The organism is Nocardia arthritidis NBRC 100137 (assembly GCF_001612765.1).
Classification (GTDB): domain Bacteria; phylum Actinomycetota; class Actinomycetes; order Mycobacteriales; family Mycobacteriaceae; genus Nocardia; species Nocardia arthritidis.
In genome coordinates this window covers 61,013-80,208 of record NZ_BDBB01000043.1, presented here as the reverse complement: position 1 = coordinate 80,208, position 19,196 = coordinate 61,013, and the positions used below count along the sequence as shown (strand labels likewise).

Here is a 19,196-nt window from a genome sequence, read left to right as displayed (position 1 = left end):
CGCCGTGGCTGCCCGCGAGCCGGAACGCGGGCGGGCGTTCGCGCGCGAACACGGCATCGCGCGGGTCTTCGACAGCTATGTCGCGCTGATCGCCGCGCCCGACATCGACGCGGTCTACAACCCGCTGCCGAACGGTCTGCACGGCCGGTGGACGAAAGCGGCGCTCGCCGCGGGCAAGCACGTGCTGTGCGAGAAACCGTTCACCGCCAACGCCGCCGAGGCCGAGGAGATCGCGGCACTGGCCGCGACGTCGGACCGAGTGGTCATGGAGGCCTTCCACTACCGCTACCACCCGATGACCAGGCGGGCCGAGGAGATCATCGCCTCCGGCGAACTCGGCGAGCTGGTGCGGGTGGACACCGCGATGTGTTTTCCGCTGCCGCGATTCTCCGACATCCGCTACGACTACGCCCTCGCAGGCGGGGCGCTCATGGACGCAGGCTGCTACGCGGTGCACATGGCCCGGGTCTTCGGCGGCGAGAACCCGGAGGTCGTCGCGGCGACCGCGAAGTTGCGCGGCCCGCACATCGACCGGGCGATGAGCGCCGAGCTGCGTTTCCCTTCCGGGCACACCGGGCGGGTGCGCTGCTCGATGTGGTCGTCGGACGTGCTGCGCATCGGGGCGCGAGTGGTCGGCGAACGCGGTGAACTGCGGTTGCTCAATCCGGTGGCGCCGCGACTGCCGCGCAGGCTGTCGGTGCGTTCGGAGGGCGGCAGGCGCACGGAGAAGATCTCGCGCCGCAGCACCTACGCCTATCAGCTCGACGCCTTCGTCGCGGCGGTGCGGCACGGGGAGCCGGTGCTCACCTCCGCCCAGGACGCGGTGGCGACGATGACCGTCATCGATGCGATCTACGCGGCCGCGGGCCTGCCGCTACGGCAACCGGCCTGACGCGGCGGTCGCTATCGCCTCGGTGTAGACCGCGACCAGTCGTTCGGTGAACCGCGACTGCAGCGTCCGGCCCGCGTGGCGTGCCAAGACCTCGCGCATGGCGTCGAGCCGGTCCGGCTGAGCCGCCAGCAGCCGCAGCGCCTCGGCGAGCGCGGCCGTCGAGGCGTCGCGGGCCCGGAATTCGCCGCCCGCCGGCACGGTTTCGGTGACGTCGGGGTCGCAGTGCAGCACCGGAAGGCCCACCGCGACCGCCTCGAGCAGAACCATGCCTTGCGTGTCGCACCCGGCGGAGGGGAACAGCAGCACATCGTGGGTACGCATGGCCGCCAAGCACTGCGCCTGGCCCACCTCGCCGTGCAGCCGAACTCGCTCGTGCAGGCCGAGCCGGTCGACGGCCGCGCGCAGGCGCGCCTCCAACGCTCCCGCACCGTAGATGTCGAGGGTGCAGCCCTCGGCCCGGTGCACCGCCTCGATGGCGTCCAGCGGTCGCTTCTCCGCCGAGAACCTGCCGCACCACAGCACGCGCAGCAACGGATCCCGGCGGCCGGGTCGCTCGGGAACAGCGCGCACCAGATCGTCGTCGACTCCGTTGGACACCACGTGCATCGGCCGATCCACTCCGTGTGCGGCCAACCGCTGGGCGAAATGCCGTGTCGGCACGACGACGTGATCCGCGGCCCGCGCCTGCGCGACCAGCGGCCGCCAGGCGTGGCGTGCCGTGCGGCTTTCCGCCAGCCGCGGCATCGTCCCACGCAGGCCGACGAAGCTGCCGTGCAGCACGCGCATGGTGAGCGCGGCGAGATAGGGGAACGGGGCATTGCGTTCGATGAAGGAGTCGTCGCGGCTGTGCATGGACTGCACCGCCGGAAGGCCGTGGCGGCGCGCGGCGCGCAATCCGGCGATGCCCGCTCCATAGGTGGTCTGCGCGTGCACGACATCGAAGCCGCGCTCGGCGAACACCGCGTCGACCAGGCGGGCGTTGCGCCGGGTCGGCAGGGCGACCGGATAGCCGTTCACGGACAACCCGGCCGTGGTCGCGAGCACGACGATCCCGGGATCCGGCGCCGCGGGCTCCGGCGGGGGAATGGTGAACACGGTGACGTGATGCCCCAGCCGTTCCAATGCCGTGCGCTGCGCGCGCATCGACGTCTGGATTCCCCCGAGGGTGGCCGGATGGAAGTCCGCGAACATCGCGATGCGCAACGAGCGGCTGTCCGCGCTCACGCCGTGCCTCGGCCAGATGCGGAAGGCGCGCAGTCGTCGAGGAATTCGAGGATGTGCCCGTACACGTCCAACGCGGCGCCACGACCGAGGAAGGTGTCGAGGTGGCCGTAGGAAGGGATCTCGATGTAGCGCACGTCCAGCCCGGGGTGGCGGGTGGTGAGCACGTCGTGGCACAGCTTGTTGGAGTCGAGCCAGACCTCGTTGCGGCTGCCCGACAACAGCAGTACCGGGCAATCGATCCGTTCGGCGTGGTCCAGGGCGTTCTCCGGGAGCACGCGGTAGCGGTCGTCGTTGTCGTTCCAGCGTTGCACCGCGTGTGCCAGCTCCATCCGCCGCAGCTGGGGCAGCACATGGACCGGGATCGGCCCGAACAGTTCCGCCAAACGGTCGTGGGTGCGCGGATCGAGGTGGTCGTGGACGAACAGCTGCGCGCCCATGCCCCAGCTGCCGTGGACCATCCGGCAGGTGGGGTCGGTGCAGTCCCCTTTCCGGGTGAGCAGGGCGTAGAGCAGCGTTTTCCGTGACCACAGCCCGACTTTGCGGAAGTCGGACTCGAGGTGGTGGACGCGGGAGCCGAGCAGTTCGCCGCCCACGAGCACGCGCATCCGCACCGCGTTGCTCACTTTCGGGGTGAGGAAGACGCCCTGGGCCACGACGCCGGCCAATCCGGGTATCAGTCCCGCGGCCATGCTCATCGACAGCGCCAAGGCCCCGACGCAGTGCGCGACCACGAACAGCGGCCGGTCGCCGATGCGCAGGCGGATCTCCTCGACGGCTCCGGGGAGGTCGTAGAGCGCCACGTCGTCGAAGCTGAAACGCGGCCCGGAGGCGTTGTAGGGCAGTCGGGAGCTGCCGCGCCAGTCCAGCAGCCACGGTTGGTATCCCGCGTCGAGCAGCGCGTCGACGACCGTGCGGATCTCCGGCGCCAGGAACATGTCCGAGGACACACCGTGGCCGTGGACCAGCAGGACCGCGGGCCGGTCGGCCTCGGCGGCAACGACGCGGCGCAAGCCCAGCCGCAGGCCGTCGGCGGCATGGAACGGGATCTCCTCCAGCGTCGGCGCGGCGCCCGGCCGGATCGGGGTGAGCATCAGCGCGACTCCTTCGCGTTTCGGCGCAGATCCAGCAGCTCGGTGCCCACGCGCAACGCCGGCTCCAGCAGGCCCTTACCGAGCTGGGCTCCGAACCAGCTCAGCCACAACAGTTTCGCGGTCCGCCGCTGACGCTCGGACAATCGCGGATCGACCTGGATGCCGTCGATCTGATCGCGCAGGTAGGTCTCCAGCGGGACGGCGACTTCGCCGCTGAGGCTCGCCGGTTCGCCCTCGCGACCGAGTTCCACGGTCAGCGTGCGCGCCTGCCTGATGAGGGTGCGGCGCGCCTCGGCGTATTTGTAACCGGACAGCCACCACGTCCCGCCGTCGGCATCGCGCAGTGACAGCCGGTAGTGCATCAGCGGATGCCGCAGCCCGTGCCGGATCGGGATGCCGTCGTGTGGACGCACCGACAGCACACCGGACACGGTGAGTGGTTCGTCGTGCAGACGTGCGCACCGTAGTTCGCCACCGACATCAACCGTGCGCCCGGCCACGAGCTGATGGGTGCTCGCGATGGACAGGCGCAGATTCAGGGTGCAGGACGTGTCGGCCGGCACGTCCACGGCTCCGAGGGCGCCCGCCAGTGTTTCCGTGAACCACAGATACGGTGCATCCCGCGGCTGCGGCAGCCGGGCCAAGCCGGTGCCCGCGAGCATTTCCAGCGTCTTGCGTTGCGATTGGGCGCCGTAGCGGACCGGCTCGGGCAGGTTGTGGGCGCGCAGGAAAGCGCGGGTTCGGTCGTCGGTGGCGGCAGGGACGGAGGCCATCGTCTCCAGCGGGTGGCGCGCGACCGGGCTCTGCAACACCTGCGCGAGCGATTCCAGCTCGGGGACCGGCTCGGTGCGGATCCGTTCCACCACCTCGTCACACCAGGCGGCCCAATGCTGCACCCGCATGTCCATGCCGATCGCCGCCGACTCGCCGAGCATCTGCTCCAGCGTGGCGGGCGTGCCGGTGAGATGGTAATTATGGCCCCACGCCCCCGGCGCGCACACGATGGCCGCCGCGACCTTGCTCACCCAATCCACCGGGGCGACATGGAGATTGCGCAGGGCGGGGACGGTGCCGAACCGCGACAGCGCCGCGATGATGCCGCTGTTGAGGTCGCGGGGGTTGTGCGCACCGGTCTCCCGGTGCCCGCCGATTCCGCCGGGACGCAGCACCGTGACCACCAAGCCGTGCTCGCGCGCCCGCCGCATGACCGCCTCGGCCGCCCATTTCGTCCGGTCGTAGCCGATCACGAGCTTGCCGATGTTGGCCACCGGATCGTCCTCGCCCATCGAGGCGATGCCGAGTTCGTTGAACACCGCGATCGAGGAGATGTGGTGCAGCGGTTTCGGTCGGCCGGTGGCCGCCAGCCGGGCCAGGGTCAGCGGGCCGAGCACGTTGCCGCGGCGCAGGGACCGGTAGCCGCGCAGGAAGTCCACCGCGGCGCCGACATTGACGATCGCGTCGATCTCGTTCGCCAGCGCGGCCCAGCGTTCCTCCGACAGGCCGAGGTTCGGCTCCCGCAGGTCGCCGGTGAGCACCGTCACCCGCCTGCGTACCTCCGGTGACCACGGCAGCAGGAACCGCGTCAGCGCGGCGGCCAGCCGGTCGAGGCCGTCGGTCTCGTCCTGCGCGCGAACCAGGCAGACGACGTGGGCGTCGCTGCCGCGCAACAGGTCCAGCAGCAGATGACTGCCGAGGAAACCGGTGGAGCCGGTGAGCAGCACACGGCGCGGGACCACCCGCTGCGGCGGGTCGACCAGCGGTAACCGGTCGGCTCCGGCGACATCGGACATCAGCTGCGCGAACTCGTCGTCCACGGAGTCGGATGCCGGCACGCTCGGCTCGTGTTCGGTGCTGTCCCGGCGGGCGCCCAGCCAGCGCTGCGCGAGCCTGCGCGGACGCGCGTCGGCGAACACGTCGTCCAACTCCAGGTGCACGTCGAGCTCGCGGGCGAGCGCCGCCACGAACTGCACCGCCGCGACGGACGTGGCGCCGCCGTCGAAGAAATCCGTCTCCGGGCCGACGGTTTCGGCCGTGAAACGGTTCGCCACCCGGGTGACCGCCGCAGTGAGCGACTCCAGATCCCATTCGCCGCGACGTTCGATCGCCGCCGTCGCGGGAGGCGCGTCGCCACCGGCGCGGGCGAGCAACGCGGACACGTCCAAACCGCCACCGCGTTCGATGGCCTCGGCGAGGTCGCGCCGATCGGCGCGCTCGACACGCGACGAATACTCGCCGTTCGGACTGCGCACAGGAACCTCCTTGTCGGCCATGATCATCGCGCCCAGGACCGGAACGTCCGCAGGCGATCCAGCGGCACCTCGATCTCCAGCCGCTCGGCATCGGTGTCGCCGCCGCCGAGCGCGGCGGCCAACCGTCGGGCGGGCACGTTGCGCTCGGTGCGGTGGACGGTCATGCGCACCGTCGCGCAACCCAGCGCGGCCGCGCGGTCGGCCAGCCAGCCCAGCAGGTGTTCCTCGACGCCACGGCCCAGGGCGCGGCAGCTGAGATGCCATCCGCGCACACCCAGCACGGTCCCCTCGGCGCGCAGCCCGAGCACGGCGATCGTTCCGTAGTCGCCGAACCGGTCGCGCGCCGCCGCGGTCCACACCTCGCCGTCCTCCTGCCAGCGGTCGACATCCTGCTCGGTGCTCGGGCGCAGAACGAATTGGCTGGTGCGCCGGATCAGCTGAGCGGCGCGCGCCCGGCTTCGGCCGGAGAGCCGCTCGACGGTCACCACCAGGTGCAGGCTCTCGAGGAACCGCGCGAAGTCCAGTTGTTCGCGGGCCAGGTCGCGTTCGCGCTCGTGCCGGTAGAACTCCGCCCGCTCGGCGTCCTCCGCGGTCACCGCCACCGGCGTCACCGGCCACAACCGGGTCAGGAAGGTCTCCAGCTCCTCGATCGGCGGACAGGTCACCGCGAGCACTTCCGGCAGACGGGAACGCATCTTCGCGATCTCCACCGGGTTGTCGTCGAGATAGACCACGTCGTCCGATGCCAGACGCAAGGTGCGCGCGGCCTCCTCGAGCCGTTCGGCCTTGCTGTCCCATCCGGTGGAGACGATGGCGAAGTCCGCGGCGCGCAGCGGACTGTCCGGGCGATCCAGGACCGCCTGCACGGAATCGTCGTCGTTGTTGCTGATCAGCACCAGCAGGGTGCCCGCGGCACGCCACTGCCGCAGTCGCCGCGCCAGCATGATCCGCGGCGGGTCGAAGGTGACCGCCGCGGGCCCGATTTCGCCCACGACGCCGCTCCACAAGGTGTCGTCGCCGTCCACGGCGATGACTTTCGGGGCGGGCAGCAACGCGACGCGCGCGACGGCGGCGAGCGTCAGCGCCACCGCCGCCTGGAACTCCTCGGTGAACGGCAGGTGCGCCAGCGCGTCGGTCTGCTCGTCGAAACGGTGCGCCACCGGGTGGTCACGAGTCCAGTCGGCTTCGGTGAGCACCGCGACGCCGGGAACCTCCCGCAGCCGTTCGGCGGTCAGCCGCTCCCACCGCAGCAACCGCTCGTCGAGATCGGGGGCGGGAAGCAGGCCGACGATGATCGGCACCCGGGCACGCTCGGCGGCCTCCCGGACGGCGGCCGGGTACTGCTCCGCCAGTTCGGCGAGCGAGTCGTCGGTGAGCGGACCGAATCGCTCCAGGTCCGCCGCCCGCAGCAGCACGATGCCCAGAGCGGTCGACGGCTGGGCGAAGACCCCGGACGGGTCGCGCAATCCGGCCAGGACGTGATGGTAGGGCGCTTCGAGCACGGTCCGGCCGTCCGCGCCGTGGGCATGCGCCGCCGCGCTGTACAGATCCGGCAGCTTCCCCAACGCGAACGTGGCCCCGAACGCGACGCCTCGCGGTGTGTCCGTGCGCGGTGGGCGCACCGGCAGCCCGGAGTGCTCGACCACCTCGCCGAGCAGTGCCAGGTAGTCCTGCCCGAGACGGGTGCAGGTCGCGGTGTCGATGATGTCGGCGTTGTAGGTGAACCAGACCTGATCCGCGTCGGCCAGCACGGCCACCATGAGGTCGAGATCGGAGTAACCGGTCCCCACCGGAACCAGGTCCGCGCGGTGGACGGCGGAATTGGCCCGCAGATAGTTGAAGTACACCTCGACCAGCGGCGCGTTGTCCCGATATAGGCCCTCCGCGGCGAGCGTGGTGAGTACGTCGGAAAAACCCGCTCCGGGCACCAGCAGCCGCCGCAGCCGGTCGCCGGTCCGGCGCAGCAGGTCATCGATCGACTCGCCGGGCTCGACGGTCGCCGGATAGGGCACCGGCACACCGAAATAGCCGACGGCGGTCGGCGCGTCGGCGTGGATGCGGGTGTCCACCGGGACGGCGAGGGCGAAACGATCGGTGTCCTGCCGCCGGGCCAGCAGCACCGTCAGTGTGCCGAGGAACAGCGCCGCCGGTGTGATGCCCAGCTCCCGGGCGCGCCGCGCCGCGCGTTCCTGCAGCCCCGCGGGCAGTTCCAGCAGCACCTCCCCGGCTCGGTGACTGCGCTGCGCGGGCCGGGGGCGGGCGAGGGTGAGGTCGAGGCGGCGGCAGCCGGCGAACTCCCGGCGCCATGCGGCGTCGGGCTCGGCCTGCGATGCCTGCGCGGCGAGCAGATCGTGGATGTCCTTGTTGGACAGTGCTTCCGGGTAGTCCGTGCCGGACAGCTCGGCACCGATCTCCCCGGCGACCAGCATCATCGATTGGACATCGCACATGCCGTGGTGCGCGCCGAAGATCAGTGTCTGTTCGCCGGAATCGGACGTCAGCAGTTCGAACCGCCACAGCGGCCCCTGAGCCAGGTCGAACGGTTCGCGCATCAGTTCACGGAACCGGGTGCGCGCGACGGCGTCGTCGAGCCGGTCGACGGCCGAACTGCGCAGCAGCGGCCCGCCCGGGCGGGACCGCACCTGCAGCCGGGTGCCGTGCTCGTCGCTGGGCACGATCACCGTGCGCAGCGCGGCGTGGCGTCCGGCGAGGCGGGCGAGCATCGCTTCCGCTTCGGCGTGGCCGATCGCCCTGGGCAGGCGCATGGCCAGGCCGCCGGTCTGGGCGACACTCGGAATGCCTTGCTGGGCGGTGCGCAACAGCCGCATCAGGTCTCGGGTGACGGGCAGGGTGACGACCTCCGGGACGTCCTGCTCGGCCGGGCGCGCGGCAGGTACGGCGGTATCGGTGTGCGCTGCCTCGGCGACGAGGTATTCGGCCAGGGCGGCTGCGCTCTGGCCGGCGAAGATCTCGCTGAGCGGGACCAGGATGCCGGTATCGTCGCGCAACCGATTGCGCAGTTCCACCGCCATCAGCGAGTCCATGCCCAGCCCTTGGAACGACCGGTCCGGTGCGATGGCGTCCGCGCCGGTATGACCCAGCACGTCGGCGGCGCGGCGCGCCACCACGTCCACCGCGACCGCGGTCGCCTCGTCGGGCGGCAACCCGCGCAGCCGCTCGGCGAAGCGCGACCGTACCGACGGGTCGGCGAACTCGCGATGGGCGGCCGTGCGGCGCGCAGGCGGACGGATCAGCCCGCGCAGCAGCAACGGAATGTACGGCGCGCGCCGCATGGCGTCGGCATCGATCCACATCGGCGCCAGGACCGGCTCGGTCCGCCGCAGCGCCGCGTCGAACGCGGCCAAACCGTCCTGCGCGCTGAGCGGACGCATGCCGGAGCGTTCCATGCGACGGATGTCCGCCGCCGCCATCACCTCGTGCATATCGAGGCTCCACGGACCCCACGCCAGCGACTGCGCGGTGCGCCCTCGGGCGACGCGGTGGGTGGCGAGGGCGTCGAGGTAGGCGTTGGCGGCGGCGTAGTTCGCTTGACCGGGGTTGCCGAGGACGCCCGCCACGGACGAGAACAGCACGAAGCACGACAGGTCCATGCCCGCGGTCAGCTCGTGCAGGTGATGCGCCGCGTCGACCTTCGGTCGCAGTACCGCCGCGAGCCGGTCGGGAGTCAGCGAGCCCAGCGTGCCGTCGTCGAGCACCATCGCGGCGTGGACGACACCGCTGAGCGTGCGTCCGCGCAGCACCTCGGCCAGCGCGGCGCGATCGGCCACATCGCAGCGGGCGAAGACCACGTCCGCTCCGAGACCGGTGAGTTCGGCGCGCAACTCGTCGGCACCGGGACCGTCGGCGCCCCGGCGGCTGACCAGCAGCAGCTTGCCGACCCCGTGGGCCCGCACCAGATGCCGGGCCAGCAGCGAGCCGAGCCGTCCCGGCGCCCCGGTGACGAGCACGTACCCGTCGCCGAACTCCACGCTGCCCGGCGCGGCCTCGGCCATGGGCGCTCGCGCGAGCCGTGGCGCGGACAGGGCGCCGTCGCGCACGAGAACCTGTGCCGTCCCGCAGGCCAGGACGGTCGCGATGTCGATCTCGGGGTCGGCGCTGTCGACCAGCACGATGCGATCCGGGTTCTCCGACTGCGCCGCCCGCGCCAGGCCCCAGACCGCCGCTCCCGCGGTGTTCGGGACGTCCTCGCCGGGCAGCGCCATCGCCCGGCGGGTGCGCACGACGATGGTCGCCGCCGTCAGGCGAGGATCGTCGAGTGCCGCTTGCAAGGCTTCCAGCGTGCGCCGGACCGCGGCGTGCACGGCGTCGATCGAATCACCCTCGGTGACGTCGATGAGCACCGCCTCCGGCGCCGGATCGTGCGGGCCGAGCCGCGACCAGGGCACGGCGGTGACCGGCCGGACCGCCGTCGGCGCCGCGAGCGCCGACCACTCCGGCCGGAACAATGTGCGATGCGCGGCGGACAGCGCCCCGTCGAGCACCTGCGCCTCGGGCGCGGGCCGCAGGATCAGCGACCGCACCGACACGACCGGGCGGCCGGTGTGATCGTTCGCCAGGACACGCACCCCGTTCGAGCCGTCACGGGTGATCCGGACGCGCAACGCCGTCGCGCCGGAGGCGTGCAAGCTCACCCCCGCCCAGGCGAACGGCAGCAGCGCCGAACCACTGTCGTCCGCGCCCAGCAGCAGCGCCGCGTGGAGGGCGCAGTCGAGCAACGCGGGATGGATCTCGAACCGCGCGGCGTCGCCGTGCGCGGACTCCGGAAGCGCCACATCGGCGAAGACCTCCTCCCCGCGCCGCCACGCCGCGCGCACCGACCGGAACAGCGGCCCGTACCGGTGTCCGCGATCGGACAGCCGCGCGTACAGGTCGGCCACGTCCACGGCCGTCGCACCCGCCGGTGGCCACTGCGCGGTGTCGCCGCGGATGGTTTCGGCTCCGTGCGTCGCCGCCAGCACTCCGCGGGCGTGCAACGTCCACGAGGTGTCGAGATCGCGCTCGAGGCGGGAGTGGATCGACACCGGGTGGCCACCGCCGGGGTCGGCGTCGGCGACCACCACTTGGATCTGCACCGCGGCATCCTGCGCGAGCACCAGCGGCGCGTGGAGCACGAGTTCGCGCACGTGTCCGGCGGCCACCTCGTCACCGGCGCGGACCGCGAGCTCGACCAGCCCGGTGCCGGGCAAGACGACCGCGGCGGGCGCGGCGTGCTCGGCCAGCCATGGATGGGTTCGCAGGGAGATCCGTCCGGTCAGCGTCACGCCGCCGGAATCGGGATGCGGCACGACCGCGCCGACGAAAGGATGGCCCGCGGGCCGCAACCCCAGTGCCGCGGCGTCCTCGGACACCGATTCGGTCCAGAACCGCCGCCGGTCGAAGGCGTAGGTGGGCAACTCGACGCTGCCGTGCGCGGGCACCAGACGCGACCAGTCCAGGTCGCGGCCCGCCACCCAGAGCGCGGCCTGGGCGCGGGCCAGGCTGCGTGGCCCGTCCTCGTCGCGCACCAGCGAACCGACCGCCACGACCTCCTGGCCGGTGTCCTGCGCGACCGCACGCACCGCCGTGGTCAGCAGCGGATGCACCCCGAGTTCGACGAAATACCGGAACCCCTCGCCGATCATGCGCTCGATCGTGCTCGCGAACCGGACCGGTTCGCGCGCGTTGCGATACCAATAGCCGCCGTCGGCGCGGTCGTCCACCATCTGCTCGCCGAGCACGGTGGAGTACCACGCGACAGCCGATGGGGCGGCGCTCAACCCGGCGAGTTCGTCCAGCAGTCGCTGCCGGATCGGTTCCAGCAGCGCGGAATGCCCCGCCAGCGCCGGTCCCGCGGCCAGCACCCGCACCTCGACCTGTTCGTCCTGCAGTGCGCGCACCAGTGTCTCCACCGCGTGGCGGGCTCCGGCCACGATCGTCGAGCCGGGCACATTGATCGCCGCGATCGACACCGCCTCGTCGGCTGCCAAGCGCTCCGCGAGCCGCTGCGCGGGCAGGCCGACCATCGCCATCGCGCCTTCCTCGGCTATGCCCGCCATCAGGCGGCTGCGCGCCACGACCACGCGTGCGGCGTCGTCGAGGCTCAGCGCGCCCGCGACGTAGGCCGCGGCGATCTCGCCCTGGCTGTGCCCGATCACGGCATCCGGTGACACGCCCGCGTCCCGCCAGGTGGCCGCGAGCGCCGCCATCGTGGCGAACAGCAGCGGTTGCACCACGGTGAAATCACCGAGTTGCGCCGCGGTGAGGGTGAACAGCCCGGTCGCCAGCGACCATCCGGTGCGGTGCCGGAACGCTTCGTCGCAGCGGGCGAATTCGGCGCGGAACACCTCCGACCTGGCCAGCATGTCGCGCGCCATCCCCGCCCACTGCACGCCCTGCCCCGGGAAGACGAACGCCGTCTTGCCCGCGGTGAGCGCCGCGTCCGTGGCGACCACGACATCGGGCGCAGCCTGTTCCTCGATAAGATCGCCCAGGCTGGAGAGCATTTCGTCCCGTGTGCCCGCGACGACGACGGCGCGCCATTCGAACGGCGTGCGCCGCAACGCCAGCGAGCGTGACACCGGGGCGGGGTCCAGCGCGGGGTCACCGGTGACGTGCTCGAGCAGGCGGCGCGCCTGACCGTGCAGCGACGCCCCGTTGCGGGCCGAGATCGGCAGCAGCGCGACGCGGCGGTCGTCCGGCGCGTCGTCGAACGAGCCGGACGTGTCGTCGGATGCCGGCGCTTCCTCGAGGATCAGGTGGGCGTTGGTTCCGCTGAGCCCGAACGCACTGATCCCGGCGCGGCGTGGCCGGTCGCCCCGGGGCCACGGCGCCGAATCGGTGTGCACGGCCAGTCCGCTACCGGACCAGTCGATCTGCGATGTCGGCGGCCCGTCGTGGGCCATCCCCGGTATCCGTTCGTGCTGGAGCCCGAGGACCATTTTGATGACCCCGCCGATTCCGGCCGCGGCCTGGGTGTGGCCCACATTGGACTTCAGCGAGCCCACACCCAACGGGCGCCCGGGTTCGCGGCCGGGACCGAAGACGCGCGCCAAGGCGCGGGCTTCGATCGGATCGCCGAGGGCGGTGCCGGTGCCGTGCGCTTCCACGTAGTCCACGTCCGCGGGCGTCAGCCCCGCCGAGCGCAACGCCGCCTTGATGACCTGCTCCTGCGCGAAACCGTTGGGAGCGCTGATGCCTTGGCTGCGGCCGTCCTGGTTGACCGCGGAGCCGCGGAACACCGCGAGGACCCGGTCGCCGTCACGCCGGGCGTCGTCGAGCCGCTTCAACAGCACCAGACCGGCGCCCTCGGCCCACACCGTGCCGTCGGCCCCCGCAGCGAACGGCGCGCACCGTCCCGACGGCGACAGCACGCCGAGTTTGCACAATTCCACGTGCGCGGTCGGGCTCATCAGCAGTGTCGTGCCGCCGGCCAGGGCCAGATCGCATTCGCCCGCCCGCAACGCCTGGGCGGCCAGGTGCATGGCGACGATCGATGAGGAGCACGCGGTGTCGAGGGTGACGGCCGGACCATGCAATCCGAGTGTGTACGCGATCCGTCCGGAGGCCACGCTCGGCGACAGCCCGGTGCCGACCTGTCCGTTCAACTGCTGCGGAGCCGGGTCGGCGAGATAGCCGGTGCTGTACACCCCGAGATAGACACCGGTCATGCTGCCCTGCAACTGCCTGGGGTCACGACCGGACCGTTCGATCGCCTCCCAGCTCAGTTCCAGCATGAGCCGCTGCTGCGGGTCCATCACCGCCGCCTCGCGCGGGCCGATGCCGAAGAACGCGGCGTCGAACTCGTCCACCTGGGTGAGGTATCCGCCGCGGAAGGTGTACGCCTTGCCCTCCGCGGCCGGGTCCGGGTCGTAGAGCCCGTCGACGCTCCAGCGCCCGGGCGGCACCTCGGACAGGCCGTCGCGTCTGTCGTCCAGCAGGCGCCACAGCGATTCCGGATCGTCGGCGCCGCCGGGGAAACGGCAGGCCATCGCGATGATCGCGATGGCATCGTCGGCGCGCCGGTGCGGGACGGGCGCGGCCTCGGTTCCGGTGGACTCTCCGTCCAGGACGGGCGTGGCGCCGGGTTCGGTTTCGTTGCGCTCTGGAGCCGGGATGGGCCCGGCCCCGCCTTGGGCATGGTGCAGCGCCGTGACCACTTGTGCGATGGTGGGGTGCTCGAAGAACAGGTTGGTATCCAAGGTCCGCCCGACCCGATCGGACAGCTCCACGACGAGTTCGACGAGATCGGCGGAGCCGAGCCCGAATTCGACGAGCGGCCGGTGCACGTCGATCCGCGCCGGATCCAGATACGCCAACCGGGCGATGATGTCCACCAGCCAGCTCTGCATGGCTTCGGCGGTCATCGCCGAACCGTGTGGTGCCACGGCCGGGGCGCCGAGATCGTCGAATTCGCCGCGGACGGGCAGCACCGGGGAGAACGCGTCGTCGAGATAGGCCGCGCGACAGGCTTGCCGCTGGAGTTTGCCGCTGCTGGTCTTGAGGATGGCGCCGGGCCGGAGCAAGACCACCGATCGCAGCGTGAGTCCGTGCTCCGCGCCGATCGCCGCGCGGATCGCGTCCTCGGCGTCGGTCAGTTCGGCCGGATCCTCGGTGCGCACCTCCGCGACCACCACCGGCAGTTCCCCATCGATGCCCTCGTCCACGGAGAACGCCGCGACGCAGCCGGGGCGGACGGCGTCGTGCGCGGTTTCGGCCGTCAGCTCCAGATCCTGCGGGTAGTGGTTCTTGCCGTCGATGATCAGCAGATCCTTGCGCCTGCCCGTGACGAACAGCTCACCGCCGGACACGAAACCCAGATCCCCGGTACGCAGGAAAGCGCGATCGTCGTCGCCGAGCCGGGCGTGGAAGGTCTCGGCGGTGGCCGCTTCATTGCCGAAATATCCGGCGGCGACACTGGTCCCGGACACCCAGATCTCGCCTTCGGCGCCGTCGGCGCACTCCGTGCGGCGCTCGGGGTCGGCGATGACGATCGACAGTCCTTCGGCCGGGCATCCGACGCCGACCAGCTCGGACCGCCCGGGCGGCAGGACGACCGTCGGACGCGCGCCGAGTTCGGCGGCGCTGACGATGAGCGTCGCCTCGGCCAAGCCGTAGACCGGCTGGAACGATTCGGCCCGGAATCCGGCGCTCGCGAAGGTGTCGGCGAACCGGCGCACGGTGGCCGGCCGCACCGTCTCCGAGCCGTTGAACGCCACCTTCCAGCCGCGCAGGTCGAGCCGGTCGATCTGCGCGGCAGTCATCCGGCGCAGGCACAGCTCGTAGCCGAAGTTGGGGCCGCCGCTGGTGTGCGCGCCGAACGCGGACACCGCCTGTGGCCAGCGTTGGGGGCGTTGCAGGAAATGCCGGGGAGACAACAACACCGCGTTCGCGCCGACGAACATCGTCTGCAGCACCGGCGCGATGAGCCCCATATCGTGGTACATCGGCAGCCAGCTGACGAACAGCGCGTCGGTGAGCGAGGCCAGCAGCTCCGGCGTATGGCCCAGTGCCGTGGCGATGGCGCGCTCGTTGTGCATCAGGTTCGCGTGGGTGACCACGACGCCGCGGGGCGCGCTGGTCGAACCCGAGGTGTATTGCAGGAAGGCGACCGAGTCCGGGCCGACAGCGGGCTGTCGCCATGCGGGCGCCGCGTCGTCGGGGATCTCGTCGGTCGCCAGCCACGTGAGCGCATCCAGCTCGGGAAGTTCCCCGACCGCCGCGGTCGCGTCGGCGCGGACCTGAGCGGTGGTGAGCACCGCGTCGACGTCGGCGTCGGTGACCATGTGCCGCAACCGCCGCAGCGACCGGGCGTCCAGTTGCGGCAGCGGCGCGGGCACGGCGACGACGTTCGCGGCCAGGCAGCCGAAAAAGGCCGCGATGAAATCCAATCCGGACGGATACAGCAGCAGGGCCCGGCGGATGCCGCCGTCCTGCATCGCGGCGGCGATGGCCCGCGCCCGGGCCGACACGGCCGCGTAGGTGATCTCGTCGATGGCGCCGTCGACGTCACCGGTGCGCAGGAAGCGGTAGGCCGTGGCGGCCGACAGGGTCTCGCCGCGGGCGAGCAGGACATCGACGAACGAACGATATTCGGTCATGCGGTACAACCTTCGGAACTCGACTGTCACGGTTGTCGTGCGCGCATCGGACGACGCCGCGATAGCCCGCGGCGGCCGACCGGCATCTCATGGTCGGGGGGTCGCGACGGCCAATTTCTCGACGGTGTCGACCGCCGCGAACACACCGTTCTCCTGCGCGACCGTGCGGCCGATCTCGGCCGCTCGCTGCCGCACCCGCGGTGTGAGGGCCTGCGCCAGCGCCTGGTGCAGACGATCGGGGGTGATCGTGCGGTACGGGAATGTCGCTCCGATACCGAGCGCGGCGATCCGCCAGCCGTAGAAGAATTGATCGCTGTGCACCGGGATCACCACGGCCGGAATCCCCGCCCGCACCACGTCGTGGGTATTTCCACTGCCGCCGTGATGCACCACCGCGACACAGCGCGGCAGCACGCGGTCGTAATCGAACGAATCGATGATCAGCAGGTTGCGGTCGGCGCTGAAACCTTTCGGGAATCCCTCGCCTTTCACGGTGACCAGCGCCCGCGCCCCCAAGCGCGCGCAGACCGTCGCGATCATCTCGCGGCATTCCACCGGATCGAGCACGGGCATTCCGGTCATGCAGAAATAGATCGGGGGTTCCCCCTCGTCGAGCCACGCGTCGAGTTCCGGGTCGAGGACCGCTTCACCCCAGGCGTCCCGCAGCCGCGACGGCAGAATAGAGGCGCCCACGATCGTCGCGCGCTCCGGCCAATCATGCGGCTTCGGCAACAGCACGGGGCTCACCATGTGGACGAGCGGAATCCGTTCGGCACGCAGCCGCCGGAAAGGATTGCGCGGCCTGCCCGCCAAGCCCATCTGACGGCGCAATTGACGGTCGACCTTGCGATACAAGAACGTGTAGGACGATTCGAAAAGACTGTAGGTCGCCCGCGACAGAATCCGGGACGAGGTCATGTTCTTCACCATGAACGACGACGGGAACTCATCGGTGCGTTCGAGCGGATAGGGCAGGCAGCCGATCACCGGGGTACCGGTCTTCTCGCGGAACTCCATCGCCCACGGCAGCGTCGACGCGCACGCGACGACGACATCCGCGGACGCGCAGGTTCTCGCGAGCACCTCGTGCATCGCCACACCACGCTCACCCTCGATGATCCGCACCGTGTCGAGCATGATGCGGATGAACGGCAGTGTCTTGCCGGAGGCCAGGGCTCGCTTCGCCGCCGTCGTCTCCAGCAGCTCCGCGGCGTCGAAGGGAATCACCCGAGGCTCGAACCCCGCCTTGCGCACGATGTGCGCTTGATTGCGGGTGGCGGTGATTTCCACTTCGTGCCCGCGGGCACGGAATTCGTGCGCCAACGCGAGATACGGTTGATGATCGCCCCTGGTACCTGCGGGCAACAAGGCCACACGCATACTATCGACTTCCGCTCGTGCACTGGGCTCGTCCGGCCGGATTCCACGAATCGGCCGATATCTGGTTCGTTGCAGGGGGCCGCCTCCCGCGGACGTCCTGCTCGCTCGACAGAGTTCGGAACGGTACTCGGCCCCCCGCCGTTCTCAACGGGCCGACACTGTTCGCAGAATCGGGAGATGGTCCTTTCGTCCGAAGGTGAGTCGACCGGCTGCGCCACACCCGGCGTGATCGGCTCCTGCGAAACCGGCGCAGGCCAGTATTCCGGCTCGACCGGGCGCCGTCCAGACTAGGCGCGAGCCGAATCGTTCCCTTCTCACCGGTGGGAGCGGTCGCGCAGCGGTGCCGTGCGTCGGCTCGGCGAAAAATGCACGGCCTCAGCGGATTCCGCGCGCCGTGGTGCTCGGGCGCAGAGGGCGAAGGACTATTTCGGCGCCGTGCGCCGGCCCGCCGCTGTCCGGTGACCCATCCTCGCGTGGGTCGAGCCCGGTGAACTGCCGCACGAGGCCGGGCGCCGGGAGTGCCCCCGGCATCCGGGGTATCGCCGGAAATGTCCATGCCACAGCAACCCTCGTCCCGGTGCGGCGTTTGCGGCTTCGCCCGGTGCGCGGGCAATATTGGGGAGGCTCGACGGTCGTCGGCGTGCGTCGCTCGCTGCGACGCATCCCGTGCCACAGAAGGGGACCCCGCCGTTCCAGGGGCGGAACCGATCTGTTATCTACTGGCTACGATTGTTTTTTCGACTGCACGCGCTCGGTAACCGTGAAGGGATTATCTCTATGGCACGCAAGGTCGTCGTGACACTGGTCGATGACTACGACGGCAAGTCTCAGGCCGAGGAAACAGTGTCTTTCGCCGTGGACGGCGTGGCCTACGAGATGGACTTGTCGACGGACAATGCCGGTCAGTTACGTGGATTCTTCGAGCAATGGGTTCCGTATGCCCGCAAGGTCGGTCGCGCGCGCCGCGGCCGCGGCGGTGTTCTGCGGTCGGCGACCGATCGGGAACAGGCCACGGTGATCCGGGAATGGGCGCGTAAGAACGGCATCGATGTGTCGGCGCGTGGACGGATCTCCGCAGAGGTCGTCGAGGCGTACAAGAAGGCGAACGGGTAATTCCGGAAAGTTCATCGGACGGCGGCCTGAAGTCCCCGCGTCGCACACCGGCGGCGCGGGACGGCCACAGTGCATACTTTTCCGCGCGAAGCCGCGATAACAGCGCCGCCCCGGGGTAAGCGACCGGTATGACGGTCATGTTAGGCGCTCCGAAGCAGGAACTACCCCGCCCACGCGGCGAGCTGTCGGAAGCGGTGGTGGAGCTGCTGCGCGGCGAACCGGGTGGATCGGCGCCGGAGCCCGGCCCGGCGGACCCGTACGGCGAAGACCTGCACCTGGCCCTGCACACCTGCTACGAGCTGCACTATCACGGTTTCCCGGCGGTCGACGCGGGATGGGAATGGGACCCGGGCCTGCTGGGTCTGCGCGCCGCGCTGGAGCAGCGGTTCCTGCGGGCGCTGCGCGAGGACGTGCCCGGCGGCGGGGATCTCGACGCCGAACTCGACCAATTGCTGGTCACCCCGGCCGACCCGGAGGGAGTGAGCCGTTTCCTGCGCGACGAGGGCGAGTGGTGGCAGGTGCGCGAGTACTTCGTGCACCGTTCGATCTACCACCACAAAGAGGCCGATCCTTACGCATGGGTGATTCCCCGGCTGCGCGGCCAAGCCAAGGCGTCGCTGGTGGCGGTCGAGTTCGACGAGTTCGGGGCCGGGCGCGGCGAACGTGTGCACGCGCAGCTGTACGCCGACCTGCTGGCCGGCGCCGGCCTGAATCCGGACTATCTGCATTATCTGGACGTGGTTCCTGCGCCGATGCTCGCGCTGGTGAACATGATGTCGCTGTTCGGGCTGCATCGGTCGTGGCGTGGTGCGCTGGTTGGCCATTTCGCCACGGTGGAGATCACCTCCCCGCCCGGGGCGCAGCGGTTGGTGCAGGCGCTGGAGCGCTTGGATGCCGATCCGGCGTGCGTGCTGTTCTACCGGGAGCACGTCGAAGCCGACGCGGTGCACGAGCAGATCATGCGTACCGGGGTGATCGGCGACCTGCTGCGGCGGGAACCCGAGCTGACCGAGTCGGTGGCGTTCGGTATCCAGGTGACGAATCTGCTGGAGGACCGGTTCGCTGACCATGTGCTGGGGTCCTGGCGCGCGGGTCACGGCTCGTTGCGGGACGGCGGGCGCGGACATGGCGGCGCCGGCGATTAAGCAGC

The 19,196-nt window shown here is 70.8% G+C and carries 8 protein-coding genes; 3 read left to right on the top strand and 5 right to left on the bottom strand.

Features of this window, described 5'->3' with window-relative positions:
* Positions 1 to 892 (top strand): Gfo/Idh/MocA family protein (locus tag NA8_RS26115; RefSeq protein ID WP_063053009.1); only part of this gene is annotated, 892 nt, incomplete at its 5' end.
* Here NA8_RS26115 and NA8_RS26110 read toward each other — a convergent pair.
* The 5 genes from NA8_RS26110 to NA8_RS26090 all read right to left on the bottom strand — a co-directional run bounded on the left by NA8_RS26110 (position 875) and on the right by NA8_RS26090 (position 16,933).
* Complete coding sequence (locus NA8_RS26110) at positions 875 to 2,116, bottom strand: glycosyltransferase (RefSeq protein ID WP_245664010.1); 1,242 nt, start codon at positions 2,114 to 2,116, stop codon at positions 875 to 877. The genes NA8_RS26115 and NA8_RS26110 overlap by 18 nt on opposite strands.
* On the bottom strand, positions 2,113 to 3,207 hold the full coding sequence (locus tag NA8_RS26105) for an alpha/beta hydrolase (protein WP_063052998.1): 1,095 nt from the start codon (positions 3,205 to 3,207) through the stop codon (positions 2,113 to 2,115). The genes NA8_RS26110 and NA8_RS26105 overlap by 4 nt, the downstream gene beginning before the upstream one ends.
* Positions 3,207 to 5,456, bottom strand: coding sequence for a thioester reductase domain-containing protein (locus NA8_RS26100; RefSeq protein WP_063053007.1), 2,250 nt, complete (start codon positions 5,454 to 5,456; stop codon positions 3,207 to 3,209). The genes NA8_RS26105 and NA8_RS26100 overlap by 1 nt, the downstream gene beginning before the upstream one ends.
* Positions 5,457 to 5,479: 23 nt before the next feature.
* Entirely contained in the window at positions 5,480 to 15,553 is a 10,074-nt protein-coding gene (locus tag NA8_RS26095; protein WP_063052997.1) for a hybrid fatty acyl-AMP ligase/type I polyketide synthase, read from the bottom strand.
* Between the two features lie 87 nt (positions 15,554 to 15,640).
* Positions 15,641 to 16,933, bottom strand: a complete 1,293-nt coding sequence (locus tag NA8_RS26090) for a glycosyltransferase (RefSeq protein ID WP_063052996.1) — start codon at positions 16,931 to 16,933, stop codon at positions 15,641 to 15,643.
* Between the two features lie 777 nt (positions 16,934 to 17,710).
* Here NA8_RS26090 and NA8_RS26085 point away from each other — a divergent pair.
* Both NA8_RS26085 and NA8_RS26080 read left to right on the top strand, forming a co-directional pair.
* A complete protein-coding gene (locus tag NA8_RS26085) occupies positions 17,711 to 18,046 on the top strand; it encodes a histone-like nucleoid-structuring protein Lsr2 (RefSeq protein ID WP_063052995.1) in 336 nt (111 codons plus the stop codon).
* 128 nt (positions 18,047 to 18,174) lie between these two features.
* Positions 18,175 to 19,191: an iron-containing redox enzyme family protein gene (locus tag NA8_RS26080; RefSeq protein WP_063052994.1), complete on the top strand. Its 1,017-nt coding sequence runs from the start codon at positions 18,175 to 18,177 to the stop codon at positions 19,189 to 19,191.
* Positions 19,192 to 19,196 lie beyond the last annotated feature (5 nt).

Excerpts from the sequence above, each read along its gene's own strand:
- NA8_RS26105 (WP_063052998.1), bottom strand. The coding sequence starts at position 3,207 with ATGCTCACCCCGATCCGGCCGGGCGCCGCGCCGACGCTGGAGGAGATC.
- NA8_RS26095 (WP_063052997.1), bottom strand. The coding sequence starts at position 15,553 with ATGACCGAATATCGTTCGTTCGTCGATGTCCTGCTCGCCCGCGGCGAG.
- NA8_RS26090 (WP_063052996.1), bottom strand. The coding sequence starts at position 16,933 with ATGCGTGTGGCCTTGTTGCCCGCAGGTACCAGGGGCGATCATCAACCG.
- NA8_RS26085 (WP_063052995.1), top strand. The coding sequence starts at position 17,711 with ATGGCACGCAAGGTCGTCGTGACACTGGTCGATGACTACGACGGCAAG.
- NA8_RS26080 (WP_063052994.1), top strand. The coding sequence starts at position 18,175 with ATGACGGTCATGTTAGGCGCTCCGAAGCAGGAACTACCCCGCCCACGC.